We start from the raw sequence: 16,405 nt of genomic DNA, 5'->3' as shown, positions 1-16,405 counted from the left end.
CCAGTTTTACTCTGCCTATTTATCAATAAGTTATTGGCAAATAAAAAGCGCAGTATCACATCAGCGACGTAAATCCGGCGGTATTGGCAGTTGTTGATCCGCCAGCGGGTTTGGCCGTCGTCCACGACCTTTCTTGTACTGTTTAAGCTGGAAGACGTAAGCAAGCAGCTGGGCGACAGCCGTAAACAGACCGTCAGGGATTTGTTGTTCAAGCTCCGTGCTGTAATACACCGCACGGGCAAGCGGTGGAGCCGGCACAATCGTGATGTCATGTTCTGCTGCAATTTCCCGGATTTTCAGCGCCAGGAAGTCAGAACCTTTGGCGACCACTACTGGTGCTTTGTCAATTTTACTGTCATAGCGAAGCGCGACCGAATAGTGCTCCGGGTTGGTAATAACAACGTCGGCAGACGGCACTTCTGCCATCATTCGCCGTTGTGCCATTTCACGCTGAAGCATACGGATCCGCCCTTTCACCTCAGGCTTACCTTCAGTTTCCTTGTATTCGTCTTTGATTTCCTGCTTGGTCATCTTGAGCTGTTCGTTGTGCTGCCAGATTTGGAAAGGCACATCTATCGCGACGACCACCAGCAGGGAGCAACAAATCAACAATACGAAATTCAGCAGAATATCGAGGGCGTGATAGAGGTTGGTCGGGAAGGTTTCGATGTTCAGTTGGTAGAAATCATCAAGACTCACCCACATCAGATAGAAAGCCACACCGGACACCAGCGCCACTTTCAGAATCGACTTGAGAAGCTCAACCCAGCTTTGTTTGCCGAACATGCGCTTGATGCCCTGCAACGGGCTCATTTTGGACAGCTTAGGTCTGGCGGCTTCCCAAGAGAAAGAAACCCCGCCAAGCGCCGACGCGCCAATCAAACCGGCGATAAACAGCATCAAAAGTACAAAGGTGATCGGCCAGACAATATGGAATATCGCGCCGTAAGAAATCAGCCCCAACGAGGTGACATCAAATATCTCTTCCCGCGTAAGCGTAAAGAGCTTTCGCATCATCTCCATCAAGGCTTTGCCAAGACTCTCGCCAAACCACATCAATGCCACTGCGCCCACGACGAGCACGGCGACTGATGCCAGTTCTCTTGAGCGCGGTACCTGACCTTTCTCCCGCGCCTGCTGTCGCCTTCGGGGCGTTGCGTCTTCTGTGCGTTCCTGACCGTCGTTCTCTGCCATTAGGCACCTCCCTCGACATAACACTCGAGACGGATAAGATCACAGATAGTCTTAAGTCCTGTGTCCCAGTGATTCAGGTAATGCGGCAAAATGCCGTTGAGCAGGTACATACAGATCAACAAGCCCACCAGCAAGGCGAACGAAAAACCGAGTGAGAAGATGTTCAACTGAGGCGCTGCACGGGTCATGACACCGAACGAGAGATTGACCGTCAGCAAGGCGATGATGCCCGCCAATGCCATGCCAAGTGCCACGCTGAACATGATGCCAAACCAACTCGCCAGTGCGCGGTAATCTGCAACACCCAGCATTTCACCCACAGGCAGGGTTTTAAAGCTCATCACCACCAGATTAAGCATCTGAAGATGTCCGTCGGTGGAAAGGAAAATCATGGTGGCAACGAAGAGATAGAACTGGCCCAGCAAGGGCGTGTTCTGCCCGTTGGCCGGGTCGACCATGGAGGCAAAACCCAAGCTCGATTGCATACCGATAATTTGACCGAGCAACACGAAGGTTTGAATCACAAACTGGGTCACCGTCCCCATCGCGATGCCAATCAGGATTTGTTGCGCCAACACCACAAAGCCACCAAAAGAAACCAACTGGATGGTTTCAGGCACTTGAGGAAGCGCAGGCATCACCGCAAAGGTGATAGCCAGAGACAGATACAAACGGATTCGAACCGGCACAAATCGGGCACCGAAAAACGTCATCGTCATCATCATTGATGAAATGCGCGTAAACGGCCAGAAGTACTGTGCCAGCCAATTGAGAATGATATCTGCCGGATATTCCATGCCTGATGCTCAGTCAGTAAAGCAGCAGGGGTATTTCTTCAATCAAGCGGAAGAAATACTCCATCAGCATGCGCGTCATCCAATGGCCAAACACCATCAGAGCAACCAGTGTCGCAATCAAACGCGGCAGGAAGCTTAAGGTCTGTTCGTTAATTGAGGTTGCCGCTTGGAAAATTGCCACCAGCAAACCAACAATAAGGCCAGGAATGATAATGGCGCAGACCATGACCAGGATGAGGTATAAGGCATCCTGGAACAGTTCGACAAACGCTTCTGGTCCCATGACTCACTCCTACCCGAAACTGCCTGCGAGGGTCGACAGGATCAGATTCCAGCCGTCCACCAGCACAAACAACATCAACTTAAATGGCAGTGATACAATCATTGGCGAAAGCATCATCATACCCATCGCCATCAGTACCGAGGCCACCACCAGGTCGATAATCAAAAACGGCAGGAAAAGCATAAAGCCTATCTGGAACGCCGTTTTCAGCTCTGAGGTAATAAACGCCGGGATAAGCACCGTCATCGGCACCTCTTCCGCTTCAGTCACCTGTGAGCCAGACATATTCACAAAGGTTTCGAGATCTTTTACTCGCGTCTGTTGCAACATGAACTCACGGAGAGGTACCTGCACACGATCAAACGCTTCGCGCGAGGTAATTTCTTCATTGAGATAAGGCTGCACCGCAGTCACGTTCATACGGTCAATCACCGGTGACATGATGAAGAAGGTCAGGAACATGGCAATACCGATGATCACCTGATTCGATGGTGTCTGCTGCAAGCCCATGGCTTGACGCAAAATCGCCATCACCACCACGATACGGGTGAAAGAGGTCATCAGGATAACAATCGCTGGCAGGAAGCCGAGAGCTGTCATCAACGCCAGGATCTGCAGGGTGACCGAATAATCCTCGCTGCCATCCGGGTTAACGGTCATGGTCAGCGCAGGAATACCGCCACCGTTGCGCGCCTGAATCATCGAGGCTTCACCTGCATCGTTGATCAGGGTTTCAGTAATGGTTTCTGACGCTGGAGCTGGCTCTTCTTCAGCCAGCGCAAATGGGGTGACAAAAAAGCAGCAAAGCGCCAGAAAAATGGCAGTGACGGATTTAAGACGCATCATTTTTCTTCAGAATCTGGTTGAATTGGGAAGAGAAAGATTTGGTGGACTCCGCTTCAGTGATCGGATTTTCCAATGATTTAATCAGCGTGATTTGCTGAGGCGTGACACCCACGAGCACTTGCTCACCGTTCACATCCAATACCACGACACGCTCTTTCTGGCCTAACGGTAGTTGGCTCATCACCTTCAGCCCAGATTTCGCGCCCATCAGCGAAGGAACCTGCATGCGTTTGAGCGCCCAAGCCAGGCCGAAGATCACGCCAATCACCAGTACTAACGCACCGAGTGTCGTCGCCAGGTCCTGGCCATCAGGCGCGGCGGCGTAAGCGCCCGGGGCAAACGTCAATCCAATTACAGCTCGTCGCAGAAATACCATGAACTCTCTTTCTCAGCCTGTGTTTTTTGGGTAATACACCCTTTAAGCAAAATCCAGGCCTAAAAAACGCCCACCGCAAAGCGGCAGGCGTCTTCCATTCAACAAGCGAAGGGGTTGTCGTTAACGCAGCTTTTTAATTCGTTCTGTTTGGCTGATAACGTCAGTGAGTCGGATACCGAACTTGTCGTTCACCACCACGACTTCGCCATGGGCAATCAGGGTTCCGTTAACCAGCACATCCAGTGACTCACCGGCCAGACGGTCTAACTCGACCACCGAGCCTTGGTTAAGCTGAAGCAAGTTACGAATGTTGATGTTGGTGCGTCCCACTTCCATCGAAATGGTCACCGGAATATCAAGAATCGCGTCCAGCTTTCGGGCTTCATCAGCATTGATGGGTGGTGTTTCATCGACCAACTCATCTAAAGGGGCAGTTTGTACATCATCACCGCCTTCCACTACCGCCTGTTCGGCAAGCGCTGCAGCCCAATCGTCTTCTACATCACTCATGATTATCTACCAACGTATTAATTAATCTTCAGAATTTTGTCCATCGGGGCCCAAGTCTTCAAGCAGCTCGATCGGATCGTCTTCTAACAAGGTCACTGAACTCTTCATCACTTCCGGTCGTTTGAGTTTGTCAGTGATCTTAATCGCCAGATTGTCGTTTGACTGGCCCATCTTGCCCCGGAAGGTCGGCAAGTCTTCAATATAAATCGTGCAGGCATCCGGCATTTTCACCGGAATCACATCACCGGCTTCCAACTCCATCAAATCACGGAGTGACAGTTGGGTTTCCAGCAGCTTAGCCGTCAGCCCCACTTCCACATCCATCACTTCATCCTGCAGCGCTTTCGACCAGCGCTTGTCGGTATCCATCTTGTCACTCTGGATACCTGCGTCGAGCAATTCACGGATAGGCTCGACCATGGAATAAGGCATGACAACGTGGAAATCACCGCCACCACCATCAAGTTCGATGTGGAATGAGCTCACAACAATCACTTCTGTCGGGCTCACGATGTTCGCCATTGCCGGGTTCACTTCTGAGTCGAGATATTCGAACTCGACCTTCATGACCGGTGCCCAAGCGTCTTTGTAGTCTTCAAATATCAGCTTAAGCAGCATTTGAATAACACGACGCTCGGTTGGGGTAAATTCACGCCCTTCGATACGTGCGTGGAATCGACCGTCACCACCAAAGAAGTTTTCTACCAGAATGAACACCAGGCGCGCTTCCATGGTGACCAACGCGGTCCCCTTCAGCGGACGGAAGCGAACCATGTTCAAACTGGTTGGGACAAACAGGGTGTTTTGGTATTCACCAAACTTCACCATTTGTACCCCGTTAATCGACACTTCAGCCGTTTTGCGCAGCATGTTAAACAAGCTGATACGCATATGACGCGCAAATCGCTCGTTTATCAGCTCCAGGGTGGGCATGCGCCCACGGACGATTCGGTCTTGAGAGGAGAAGTCAAAATTCGAGGCCGAGGCGATATCGCCGCCACCGCCGCCGGAATCCTGTTCCTCTTCTTCAACGTCGTCTACACCATGAAGAAGCGCATCAATTTCGTCTTGACTGAGGAGATCGGTCACATTGCACCTATTGCATTACAAAGCCAGTAAATAACACCCGCTCAACCACTGTTTTGCCGGTGACTTTTTCCATTGCAGCCTGCACGGTATCGACAGCCTGCTTGCGGACTTCCACCTGTCCTTGCGGCGTACGCAGTTGCTCAACGGTTGCCGCCCCGAACGTTGTCAGAAGGCTGTGCTCAACCAAAGGCAAATTCTGCTTCGCCAATGTTTCGTTCTGGTCGCCACGCACCAACAGCTGAACTTTAACTTGTACCAACCGTTGTTGCATGTCGCCGGTTACGTTAAACACAAAAGGCTGCGGTAACGTAACGTAAATTGCTTGAAGGTTCACTGGTTCAGGCTCTTCAATCACAATGTCTTCCTGTGGCGCGCTTTCACCACCCATCAGGAAAAAGAAAGCACCTGCACCACCACCGAGTAACAACACTGCCGCCACGATGATAATGATCAGTTTCTTTTTACCGCCACCACCGCCGCCAGCTTCAATATCTTCATCTGCCATGATTCACCTCAGTTTCGGGTTAATTCGATTTCCAGTTTCAAAACAAGCGCAGCAAGAATGCTACATTAAGCATAATAGTCAACACGATCTTTTGATGTATTGACATAGAGCTCAGTGTTTACCACAGAGTGATCTGCGTCCTGTTCATTTCCCCTGCCAAATCGAGATGAGTCACCTTGTCCACTCTGCCCGCTCTGACCTTCACCCTGTTGGGCTTGGTTACCTGCAAATTGCTGTCTGCCGCCTGCATCCTGATGTTGAACAGAGGACTGGGACAATTGCAGACCTTGCTGCTGCATCATTTCACGAAGACGCGGCATGGACTGTTCCACCAAATCCCTTGCGGCCTGATTCGCCACCGTAAACTGCACCGAAGCCTGATCGTTGTTCACCGACAGTTTGATTTGCAGTCTGCCCAGTTCAGGTGGGTCGAGACGAATATCCACATGCTTGAGGTTTTTCGACATCATCATGTTGACGCGTTCAGACAAGGCATTCGCCGCTTCTGTCTGGTTTTGGCTCATTTGTAACGGTGTTTGTGCCACTGCGGCATCCAGTTTTGCTGCTGTGGTTCCCGCTTGCTGACCAAAACTTGAGGCCAGTTGCTGAGCAAGGTGATCCGCTTTTGCTTCACCCGGACGCGCGGTTTCCGTCAACTGTTGGGCGGCTGTCGCTTCAAGTACTGCTTGGCTGGCTGCAGGCTGTGGTTGGTTAGCACCATTTTGCATCCCTGCCGGCGTCCATGGGATTGCGGCAAACGCTGACATTGGGGTAGTTTGCTGAGCTTGAGGGTTCACCGCTGCTTGCACCGCAGAGGCGGCTTGACTCATGTTTGCCTGAGCCGTCGGCGTTAACCCTTTCGCCTGCAGTTCTGCCGCGAGCGCTTTCTCTGGCTCACCATTCATGGTCGATGCCGTCGCCATCTGGGCTCGCATCATCATATCCTGCTGGGCTTTTGTTCCCGCCCACTCTGGTGACTGACTGGCTTTCGCCATCATTTCCGGTGTAATTTCCACGTCACCGTTCGCGGCTACCATTGAAGCTGCCTGAGCCACTACCGGCGCTGCGACAATCGGTGAATCGGGTTGTGTGATTTCTTGTGCTGTCGATGCGCGAAGGGTATCCACTGCCGCAATCAGTTCTGCGTCGCTCAGAGGTTTGGCATCAGCCTCAACACTGCTTTTTACGGGTGAAACGTTCAGGGAATCCGCTTCTACCTTGGCAACCAGTTGTTGAATGACAACTTTTTCTTCATCGGTGAGCATATTGACTGGCTTAGAAAGCAAGGCATCCACTTCGGCTTCAACGGCTTTGTCCAATGCTGGCTTGGCGCCATCTACCTGTGTTTCTGTATCAAGCTGAGAAGCCCCCTTTGCCAATGCTGGCTTTAGCATTTCAGCCTGTATTGCCAACGCGGGTTTTACCTCTTCAGGCATAACTTCGGTGTTGGCTTTCTGTGGCGGCAAGCTTTTGCCATCAGCCATCACGGGTTCAACCTGCACGGCTTTAAGTTCTGGTGATGAGGTATCGGGTTTGGCCTGAAGTGCCTGATTGGACTCATTAAGGCGCTGCAACAAGACTTCGCCATCATGCTTAGCGACCTGTTGACGTGTCACAACAGCGTCTTCGCCATTTTCCTCAGAAGCCGTGGCTTTCAGCACCTGTTCTTCAGCTTCTCCGTTTGCCACTGGCTTGGTGACGACTTCTTCGCCTTCAGCGTCAAAAATCACTTCGTCCAGCGCCAACTTTTCGGCATCTTCACCTTCGCCACTGGCGAGTGCTTTCGTCAAAGCGGCATTAATCGCCTCTTCACTCGCAGCATCACCTTCGGCAGAAACAGCTTTTTCACCAACAACCACGTCGGCTTCACCATCACCAGAAACCAGCTGCGTCAGTTGTGCAAAGAAACCTTCTCCTTCACTTTCAGACACTTCTGGAGACATGACAGCTTTACCCTCCCCAACAGGGGCTTTGCTGCTTGATAAACCGGAAAGTAAGAAACTGGTTTGGCTCATAATTATCCCGCTTCAGATTCTTTATCGTTTGACGCCGGCAACCTTGCCCGGCAACGTGTTACAAAGGTAAAAGCAATTATCAGGCCAGCTTAGAATTTCGTGGCATTTTGACGGGTATAAATGAGGGTGGCGAACTCGTCCATCTGTTTTTGCTCCAGACGTTCAGCCCGTATTTTTGCTTCGTTCTGGCGTTTTTCAACCAGCCATTCAAGGGACTTGGTTTTCTGCCGACATTGCTGCCAGTGCTCTCGGCACTGCTCGACATTGTCTTCGAAATCCATTGCCGCCTGGCGTTGTTTTGCCAGTGTTTCATCCAGTTGGACGATAAAACGGTTCAGGTGGCCATAGCTGCTGGCGCTTAAGCCAGCCTGTCCACGCTCGGACATTTGGCGGAAGTAATCCAGACGGTAACGCTCAATCTGTTCTACCTGAAGGTGGTAATTTTGAAGTTCTTGCTGGGCAGCTACCAAAGCCTGCTGAGCCTGTTGTTCCTGCTCTTTGGCTTGGTCGATCAGAAGGTTCATCGCGGCTTCAGACATGGCTCACCTACTGAAGCGTTGAACGTAGCATGTTGACGCACATGTCGTAAGGCACCACATCTTTCATCCCCTGTTGCAGATACATGTCCAAACGGGGTTTGAGGGTGAACGCCTGATCGATCCCTTGATCGGTGCCCGGCTTATACGCACCAATCGACACCAAATCCTGATTTTTACGACACACGGAAAGCACTTGCCGCACAGCTCGCGCCATCAGCATATGTTCGTCATCAACAATATTAGGCATCACACGACTGACTGAGCGTTCGACATCGATCGCCGGATAATGCCCAGCGTCTGCCATTTCACGGGACAGTACAATGTGACCATCAAGAATCGCACGAGCAGCATCTGCGATAGGGTCCTGAAGGTCATCCCCTTCGGTTAATACCGTGAAGAATGCCGTGATAGATCCCTGTCCTTCGTTGCCGTTACCCGCACGTTCTACCAGTGCAGGCAGTTTCGCAAACACCGAAGGCGGGTAACCTTTGGTGGCAGGCGGTTCGCCAACAGACAACGCAATCTCGCGCTGCGCCTGAGCGAATCGGGTCAGTGAGTCCATAAGAAGCAGGACATCCAAACCCTGATCACGGAAAAACTCGGCAATGGTGAGTGCAGTCTGACAGCCCTTTAAACGCATCAAAGGTGACGCATCGGCAGGGGCCGCAATCACCACTGAGCGCTCACGGCCTTCTTTGCCAAGGATTTCATCAATGAATTCTTTCACCTCACGGCCACGCTCACCAATCAACCCCACCACAACTACCTGTGCAGTCGTGCCTCGGGTCATCATGCCGAGCGTCACCGATTTACCGACACCAGAGCCAGCAAACAGACCAATACGCTGACCTTTACCTACGGTTAACAGGCCATTGATGGCTTTAATGCCGACATCCAACGGTGTATCAATAGGCTTTCTTGCCAGTGGGTTGATAGCCGCAGGCGTGAAAGGCGCCGTTTGTCCGGTAAAGATATCCCCCAGTCCATCCAGCGGATTGCCCACGCCATCAATGACGCGACCAAGGAGTTCAAGACCAACTGGAATGCCCTGCTCGCCAACCATAGGGGTGACGCGCGCGCCCGGTAATACACCGGAGATTTGCTCGCTTGGCATCAGATATAAGGTTTCGCCAGAAAAGCCCACGACTTCGGCTTCAATGGTGCCGTTGAGGGTTTCGACTTTGCACAGGCTGCCAACCGGGGCGCGGCAACCAATGGCTTCTAAAGTCAGACCAACCACACGAACCAGTTTGCCTGAGGCAACCGGACGTGTGGAAAGATTATCGGTTTTCAGCGTGGCGAGGCGCTCAAACAGGCTGACCATCGTCTTCTCCTGCCTGAACGTCTGCATCAGGAATTTCTTCGATGGCAGGTTCAACGTCTTGTGCTTGTTCTGGTTCACTGGCAGAAGCGAGCACGTCTTCATCCTGTGGTTCAGACAAAGATTCTTCTGGCTGTTCAAGCATCTCACCTGTCACCACTTTGTCTGCACCTTGAAGAACGTCAGCACCCAAGCCATCAGCAGGTGCTTCTGGATCTTTCGCCATATTCTGGCCAGCAAATCGGGTCAGCATTTCACGGATGCGATCTTCCATGCGATAGTCCACCACCGAGTCGCCACAGGCTACCTGAATATCACCACGGTTAATCGAGGGTTCTGCAATCAAACGCCATTCACGGTCGCGAAGGGATTCAACACTGTGCGCGGTTGTCACCACATCCAGATCTTCCGGATGGAGGTAAATGGTAATTTGACGCCCACTCATCGGCAGCGCATTGACGGCCTCACGCAAGGTGTTAAGGATCACCTGGGGATTGGTTTGCACTTCAGTTTGAATCACGGCTTTTGCTAAGTGCAGCACCAGTTCAACCATCTGGTTTTGTACCTGATGATCAACCTGTACCAAAGGGAATGCTAGCTTAGAAAGAATGGCATCAAGTTGGTGACAGCGGTTTTCAATTAACTGCTGACCTTCTTCCATGCCTTGCTGATAGCCTTCTTCCTTACCTGCATCAAAGCCTTCTGTTTTGCCTTCTTCAAAGCCCGCTTCTTTGCCTTCGGTAAAGCCCGCTTCACGCCCTTCTGCCATACCTTCTTCAACAGCAGATTGGCGGATTTGCTCAAGCGCATCAGCAGTCAGCATAGAAAGATCGAGTTCAGGCTCCTGGTCGTCTTCTTCCAGTTCAGTCGGTTCCCAACCCGGATCGTAGTTCATTGCGGTATCGCGCGGAGGGGCATTCGCTGGGTCATAATTAGGGATGTCCCAACGCTCCAGAACGTCTTCTGTTTGCTCGCTTGCGCGAATGTATCCGCGACGACGTTCTAAACTCATGCTGTTACCTTATAAAACGCTGTGTTCAAGCTTGGTTGATTGGACAAAAAGTACGGAATTACAGGAATTCGTCCGCACCGCCGCTCGCCAGCATGATTTCGCCAGCATCGGCCAGTTTGCGTGCCACAGACAGAATTTCTTTCTGCGCCGCTTCCACATCTGCCACGCGAATTGGACCCATGGCTTCGAGATCGTCCTGCAGCATTTCTGCAGCACGTTTCGACATGTTGCCCAAAATCTTGTCGCGGAGCCCTTCTTCTGCACCCTTGAGTGCTTTGAGCAGTGCTTCCTGAGGAACGTCTTTGAGGATAGCCTGAATACCGCGGTCGTCCACGTCTGCCAGATTGTCGAAGACGAACATGAGATCCTGAATTTGCGATGCCATTTCTTCATCGTTCTGGCCAATTTGCTCCATCAGCGCAGACTCGAGCGCGTTGTCCATGTAGTTCATGATATCGGCAGCCGCTTTCAGGCCACCAATCTTCGCGGCCTGTGCACCTGCTTGACCCGCGAACTGTTTCTCCATGATTTCATTCAGCTCATGCAGTGCAGCAGGCTGAACTTCTTCAAGGTTGGCAATACGCATCACCAGGTCGAGGGCATCACGTTCTGCAAACTGAGAAAGAATAACCGCTGACTGCTCCGGTTCCAGGTAAGAAAGTACGATGGTCTGGATCTGCGGGTGTTCGTTGATGATGATGGAAGCCACCTGACGAGGATCCATCCATTTGAGTGAATCGAGGCCTTTTGAGCCACTGCCAAGCACAATCTGATCGACCAGGTTGTTGGCTTTGTCCTCACCCAATGCTGCAACCAGTGCATTACGAACGAAGTCTTCACTGCCCATGCCTATAGCCGTGTAGCCCTGAATGTCTTCAAGGAAGGCGCGATGGACAGCATTCACTTTGTCCTGATTAAGATCAGCCAACTGGGTCATGGCGCTACCCACCTTCTGAACCTGTTTTGGTTCAAGGTGGCGAATAATGCTGGCCGCGTCCTGCTCAGTGAGACTGAGGAGGAGAATTGAGGCCTTTTCTATGCCTGATAGCTGCGACACATCAAAGGTGTTCGCAGGTAAGTCTTTATCGTCTTTAGCCATCGTTGCTTACCCAGCTTTTCACTACCTGAGCTGCCAAATCAGGTTCATTGGCAACCAGTGCCCGAACTGCTTTCAGCAGGTCTTCATCTTTATGGAGGTCTGGCAGGTTCAGGTTCGAAGAACTCATGCCGAAGTTGTTCGAGCCATCGAGCTCTGCACCAATCAAGCCAATATCGTCGTCTGGGCTGAGAGGCAAGCCATCTGGCCCCAGCATCTCGCCGTTTGGTCCCAGTAAGCTGTCGTCGTCTTTCGCTGGGTTGATAAGTTTGGACATCGCTGGGCGAATCAACACCAATACCACCACGATGATAACCAGAGAGGCCGCCAGCCAACGCACCCAGTCGTTGAAGTTTTGGTGCTCCCAGATTGGTACATCACCCAAGGACACTTCTTCCGGTGTCACGAACGGCACGGAAATCACTTCCAGAATATCGCCGCGGTTTTGCGCGTAGCCTACACCACCGACAAGCAGGCGGCGGATTTTTTCCAGCTCTGCGTCTCCGACAGGCGTACGGGCAATTTCACCGGTTTCCGGATTAGTGGAAGCAATGTAATCCACGGCCACTGACACGGTTTGACGGGCAATGGTGCCAGTCTGACCACGGCGGTGACTGATGGTGGTGTCCAATTCAAAGTTTCGGGTGGCTTCGCGACTGAGTGAACCTTTGTCACCGACGCCGCCGTTTTTCAGATCCTGCACGTCTTGCGGAATCGCTGAATCAGCCGGTGGCTGGTTACTCAGCGCGCCCGGAATACCGGCAACATAGTCGGTATTGTTGTAGTTCTCACGTGTGTATTCGCTTCGGGTTGAGGACGTTGCCGGATCGAAACGCTTGCGGGTTTCTTCAATGGAGCTGAAATCCATAGTGACATCGACCTGAGAGGTGTAATTACCCAAGCCCAGAACAGGGATCAGAATCGCGTCAATTTTGTCTCTAAGCGCCTCTTCTTGCTTGCGCTCCAGCTCGTATTCTTTGCGGCGTTGAGAAGCCATTGGGTCCTGACTGCCTGAACTTAGCAAACGGCCATGTTGGTCAGTCACTGTCACGCGTGAAGGTTTCAGGCTTGGTACGGCAGACGCCACCATATCAACAATCGAGTCCACTTCTTCCTGACCCAGCTGAGTGGTACCGCGCACGGTAAGGAACACGGTTGCGGAAGCTTCTTGGTTGTGGCGAACGAACACGCTTTGTTTCGGCATGGCCAGTAGCACTCGGGCTTTGCTGACTGCACGGATTTTCTCAATCGCAGCAGCAAGCTGGCGTTCGCGGCTCAGTTTAAGACGCTCACGTTCAAGTTGCTGAGAAACACCAAAACCCATGTCCTGCATCAGAATATCGTCACCGGCTTCAGTGACAGAATTCAGACCGGCGCGGCTCAGGTTGAGTTTGATGGTCGAGTAATCTTTCGCAGGCACACGAATGGTGTTGCCTTCTAGCTTGTAATCGATTTTTTGCTGGTCAAGATGGTCAAGAACCGGGATCAACTCTTCCGTTTCGTAGGTGCCCAATGGGCGCATTTCTGGTTCTTGAACCCACAGGAAAAGCAGCACAACAAGAGAAATACAAATAGCGACGGCTGCAACGAGGATCAGTTGGCGTGCAATATCAATCCCGCCCAGTGGACCGGTTGGGGTGACATTTCGCTCCATCATGTCCGGATCGGCAAGCGACGATCCGCCATCGGTGGTGGCAGGTAATGCTGCTGCACCATCGTTTAGAGCGAGTTGTGTGTTGTCGTTGTCTTCCGCCACAGGTTACGTCCTACGTTAAACAGGCATGTTCATCAGTTCTTTGTACGCTTCGACCAGCTTGTTGCGGGTCTGCACCGTTGCTTCGAAAGCAACGCTGGACTTGTTACGCGCAATCATCACATCTGAAAGGCTGACGCTGCGGTCGCCTTGGTCAAAACGTGTCGCCAACTCACTGGACGTCTTTTGAATGCCATTCACGGAATTGATGGCGCCAGACAAAAGTTCGCCAAAGTCCTGAGAGACTTGTTGACCAGTCGCAGCACGTGACGTGTTCTGCGCTTCCAATGCCATGGTCTGCATTTCATGCTGCATCGGGTTAATTTTCATAGGTCATCCTCGCTGTCAAAACTTTGGCAATTCCCGTCAGTTCGGGCTTTTTGGGCTATCTGATTACTATTTATGCAATTATTAAGCCAGTTATTATAACGTAGTCACTCAGCAAAAAGCACCGATTCACTGAGGAATGTCGATCCCCGCATCACGCATTTTGGCGAGTTTATAGCGCAAGGTTCTTGGACTGATGCCTAAACGCTCAGCCACATCTTTCCGGCGACCTTCACAGGCACGAATCGTATCCAGAATGATGGCGAACTCCTGATCGCGAAGTTCACTCCCCAGACTGTCAGAAGATGCAGTAACAGGTTCGGAATGGTAAGATTCAACGCGATTTGGCATGGCTTGTGGTTGAATAGTCGGTGACACAGCTTCACTGCCCGAGACCAGATTCTGCAAGCTGCCAGCGTCTTGCCAGTCAACGCCTTCCAGAAGGATGTCGACAGCTTCAATCACTCCCTGATTGCAAAGGATCAAAGCGCGTTGCATCACGTTGTCCAGTTCACGCACATTCCCCGGCCAGCGATACTGTGTCAGTTTTTCGGCAGCGCCTTGGGTCAGTTGCGGAACCGCTTGTCCCAGCTTGCAGCAATGGCGTTTCAAAAGGTGTTCGGCAAGCGGAATAATATCTCCAGCGCGCTCACACAGCGGCAACCAGGAGATTGGGAAAACATTCAGACGGTAGTAAAGGTCTTCTCGGAAATTTCCTTCTTCCACGTACTGGCGAAGATCGCGGTTACTGGTTGCAAGCACGCGAACATCCAACTTGATGCTCTTGCGGCTGCCCAGACGCTCGACTTCGCGCTCCTGGAGCACGCGCAGCAGCTTGGCTTGCAGTGCCAAGTCCATTTCACTGATTTCATCCAGCAAGATGGTGCCGCCCTGAGCCTGCTCAAATTTGCCCGGGCACGCCTGAACCGCTCCGGTAAAAGCACCTTTCTCGTAACCGAACAGAGTCGCTTCCAGCATATTTTCTGGAATCGCCGCACAGTTGATGGCGACAAAAGCCCCTTCAGAACGCAAAGACTGACAGTGAATATGGCGTGCCATGACTTCTTTACCTGAACCGCTTGGGCCTAGGATCATCACGTTGGCATCGGTCTTCGCTACACGGTCAGCTAATGCAATCAGTGCCTGACTTTTCGGGTCAGCGACCACAGCATCACTCGTGTCAGCCTTAACCGGTGCATAACGGCTCACCATGTTCAGCAGCACTTCGGGTGCGAACGGTTTGGCCATGTAATCAATCGCGCCCTCTTTCATGGCGGCGACCGCATCCTGAATATTGGCGTAAGCCGTCATCAGCAGCACAGGCAGGTTGGGATAGTTCAGCTTTAGGTTTCTAAGCAAACCCAGACCGTCCATCCCTGCCATCTGAACATCAGAGACCACGATGTCGACGGTTTCATTTTTCAGCAGTAACAGAGCCTGTTCGGCGCTGTCTGCTTCAAGCCACTGGTAACCTGCAAGTGCAAGGGTATCCACCAAGGCTTCACGCAAGCCTTCATCATCTTCAACGATAAGTACTTTGCTCTGATTCATTGTGCTTCTCCTGATACCTCTTCCTGCGTGGTATCGCAGTTGTCTGCCAGCGGTAGGCAGAGCGTAAAACAGGCACCCTGGCCCGGTTGAGATTGAAGAGTCAGCCTGCCTTTATGGGCATGGCAGACCATTTGAACAACAGCGAGACCAAGGCCTGTGCCTTGCTGTCTCGTTGTGAAAAAGGGTTCGAGAATTTTGCTTTGAAGTTCCGGCGCAATACCGGGACCATTGTCGGCAACCGACAAGAAGAGTTGTCCCTGTATTTCGCGTGCGTCGACAACCACCTTGCTGCCTTTACCTGCCACCTGAATGGCGTTAACCACCAGATTCGACAGGGCGCTGGCCAGCGCATTCATATTTCCGAGCAGCTGGTGGGATTCGTCATCACAGTTGATTTCAAAGTCGACTTGCTGACTGCTCACCAGGGCTTCGACCATTGGCTCAAATTCGTTCAGCAGGTGCTCGAGGGTAAAAGTGTTCACGACTTTGTTGTCGCCACCTTTGGCGAATAGCAGCATGTCGTTGACCTGCTTTTCAAGATCGTGAAGCCTATCCACCAGCTTCATCTGGAAGCGTTTACGGGTAGGCTCATTAAGGTTTGGCGCACCTAGGTTTGCCGCATAGAGCAAAGCACTGGAAAGCGGGGTTCGCACCTGATGCGCCAGTGAGGCGACCATCTTACCCAACGAGGACAGACGCTGGAGATCGCTCACACGTGATTGCAACAGGCGGGTTTCCGTCATATCGGTGATCAGAATGAGCTGACCGGAATCAGAAGCGGAAATGCCGAGTTTCACCTTGCGTCCGTCACGCAGTGAAACTTCATGACCATCATCTTCACGGGGCGAGAAGGCACGGTTGATTACATCAACCCAACGCTCTTGCGTTAACGGTGTGCCAAGCAAGCGAAATGCTTCTGGGTTGGCTTCCGCCACACGGCCGTAGGGATCGAGCAGAATCACGCCTGCGGGCATGACATCTAACACTTGTTTGTATCGTAGAACCTGCTGATCAACGGTTCCCAAAGGAGAATGATTCGCTTCCATGATGCTCGACTATTTAGCTCTCTTTTTCTGACGCTAAGTAGCTCTAAGCAGGGAATGTGCCAATTATTAAATCATTGAAAATCAGTAGATTAAGCAAGATAGGAACAAAAAAGCGAAGTCAAAAAAATGACTTCGCTTTACGGTT

General features: G+C 51.8%; 17 protein-coding genes. All 17 read right to left on the bottom strand.

Annotated elements, in window-relative coordinates; translation table 11 throughout:
- Positions 1-60: 60 nt before the first annotated feature.
- The 17 genes from flhB to QL223_RS04630 all read right to left on the bottom strand — a co-directional run bounded on the left by flhB (position 61) and on the right by QL223_RS04630 (position 16,260).
- The gene (flhB, locus tag QL223_RS04710) at positions 61-1,194 is read right to left on the bottom strand and encodes a flagellar biosynthesis protein FlhB (protein ID WP_046302926.1); all 1,134 of its coding nucleotides are present in this window, start codon (positions 1,192-1,194) and stop codon (positions 61-63) included.
- Positions 1,194-1,991 carry a flagellar biosynthetic protein FliR gene (gene fliR / locus QL223_RS04705; protein ID WP_046302925.1) on the bottom strand — a complete coding sequence of 266 codons (798 nt, stop codon included), beginning with the start codon at positions 1,989-1,991 and terminating at the stop codon, positions 1,194-1,196. The genes flhB and fliR overlap by 1 nt, the downstream gene beginning before the upstream one ends.
- A 13-nt stretch (positions 1,992-2,004) precedes the next feature.
- On the bottom strand, positions 2,005-2,274 hold the full coding sequence (fliQ, locus tag QL223_RS04700) for a flagellar biosynthesis protein FliQ (RefSeq protein WP_002537861.1): 270 nt from the start codon (positions 2,272-2,274) through the stop codon (positions 2,005-2,007).
- A gap of 9 nt (positions 2,275-2,283) precedes the next feature.
- Entirely contained in the window at positions 2,284-3,117 is an 834-nt protein-coding gene (gene fliP / locus QL223_RS04695; protein WP_046302924.1) for a flagellar type III secretion system pore protein FliP, read from the bottom strand.
- Entirely contained in the window at positions 3,107-3,496 is a 390-nt protein-coding gene (fliO, locus tag QL223_RS04690; protein WP_281544053.1) for a flagellar biosynthetic protein FliO, read from the bottom strand. The genes fliP and fliO overlap by 11 nt, the downstream gene beginning before the upstream one ends.
- Before the next feature lie 120 nt (positions 3,497-3,616).
- The gene (gene fliN / locus QL223_RS04685) at positions 3,617-4,006 is read right to left on the bottom strand and encodes a flagellar motor switch protein FliN (protein WP_002537865.1); all 390 of its coding nucleotides are present in this window, start codon (positions 4,004-4,006) and stop codon (positions 3,617-3,619) included.
- A 21-nt stretch (positions 4,007-4,027) separates the two neighbouring features.
- Positions 4,028-5,095, bottom strand: a complete 1,068-nt coding sequence (fliM, locus tag QL223_RS04680; protein ID WP_002537866.1) for a flagellar motor switch protein FliM — start codon at positions 5,093-5,095, stop codon at positions 4,028-4,030.
- A 7-nt stretch (positions 5,096-5,102) separates the two neighbouring features.
- Positions 5,103-5,600, bottom strand: a complete 498-nt coding sequence (fliL, locus tag QL223_RS04675; RefSeq protein ID WP_002537867.1) for a flagellar basal body-associated protein FliL — start codon at positions 5,598-5,600, stop codon at positions 5,103-5,105.
- 65 nt (positions 5,601-5,665) lie between these two features.
- A complete protein-coding gene (locus QL223_RS04670) occupies positions 5,666-7,615 on the bottom strand; it encodes a flagellar hook-length control protein FliK (RefSeq protein ID WP_281544052.1) in 1,950 nt (649 codons plus the stop codon).
- Between the two features lie 89 nt (positions 7,616-7,704).
- Positions 7,705-8,154: a flagellar export protein FliJ gene (fliJ, locus tag QL223_RS04665; protein ID WP_281544051.1), complete on the bottom strand. Its 450-nt coding sequence runs from the start codon at positions 8,152-8,154 to the stop codon at positions 7,705-7,707.
- Between the two features lie 7 nt (positions 8,155-8,161).
- A complete protein-coding gene (gene fliI, locus QL223_RS04660; RefSeq protein WP_281544267.1) occupies positions 8,162-9,478 on the bottom strand; it encodes a flagellar protein export ATPase FliI in 1,317 nt (438 codons plus the stop codon).
- Positions 9,462-10,487 carry a flagellar assembly protein FliH gene (fliH, locus tag QL223_RS04655; protein ID WP_281544050.1) on the bottom strand — a complete coding sequence of 342 codons (1,026 nt, stop codon included), beginning with the start codon at positions 10,485-10,487 and terminating at the stop codon, positions 9,462-9,464. Before fliH ends, fliI begins: the two co-directional genes overlap by 17 nt.
- Before the next feature lie 58 nt (positions 10,488-10,545).
- The gene (fliG, locus tag QL223_RS04650; protein ID WP_002537872.1) at positions 10,546-11,586 is read right to left on the bottom strand and encodes a flagellar motor switch protein FliG; all 1,041 of its coding nucleotides are present in this window, start codon (positions 11,584-11,586) and stop codon (positions 10,546-10,548) included.
- The gene (gene fliF, locus QL223_RS04645; protein WP_281544049.1) at positions 11,579-13,339 is read right to left on the bottom strand and encodes a flagellar basal-body MS-ring/collar protein FliF; all 1,761 of its coding nucleotides are present in this window, start codon (positions 13,337-13,339) and stop codon (positions 11,579-11,581) included. Before fliF ends, fliG begins: the two co-directional genes overlap by 8 nt.
- Before the next feature lie 15 nt (positions 13,340-13,354).
- Positions 13,355-13,666: a flagellar hook-basal body complex protein FliE gene (gene fliE / locus QL223_RS04640; RefSeq protein WP_002537874.1), complete on the bottom strand. Its 312-nt coding sequence runs from the start codon at positions 13,664-13,666 to the stop codon at positions 13,355-13,357.
- 126 nt (positions 13,667-13,792) lie between these two features.
- A complete protein-coding gene (locus tag QL223_RS04635; RefSeq protein ID WP_281544048.1) occupies positions 13,793-15,214 on the bottom strand; it encodes a sigma-54 dependent transcriptional regulator in 1,422 nt (473 codons plus the stop codon).
- Positions 15,211-16,260, bottom strand: coding sequence for an ATP-binding protein (locus tag QL223_RS04630; RefSeq protein WP_281544047.1), 1,050 nt, complete (start codon positions 16,258-16,260; stop codon positions 15,211-15,213). The genes QL223_RS04635 and QL223_RS04630 overlap by 4 nt, the downstream gene beginning before the upstream one ends.
- Positions 16,261-16,405 lie beyond the last annotated feature (145 nt).

Origin of the sequence: Grimontia sp. SpTr1, assembly GCF_947387585.1 — a bacterium.
Lineage (GTDB): Bacteria > Pseudomonadota > Gammaproteobacteria > Enterobacterales > Vibrionaceae > Enterovibrio > Enterovibrio indicus.
Note: the sequence above shows the minus strand (reverse complement) of the source record. Positions and strands in the feature narration are given on the sequence as shown.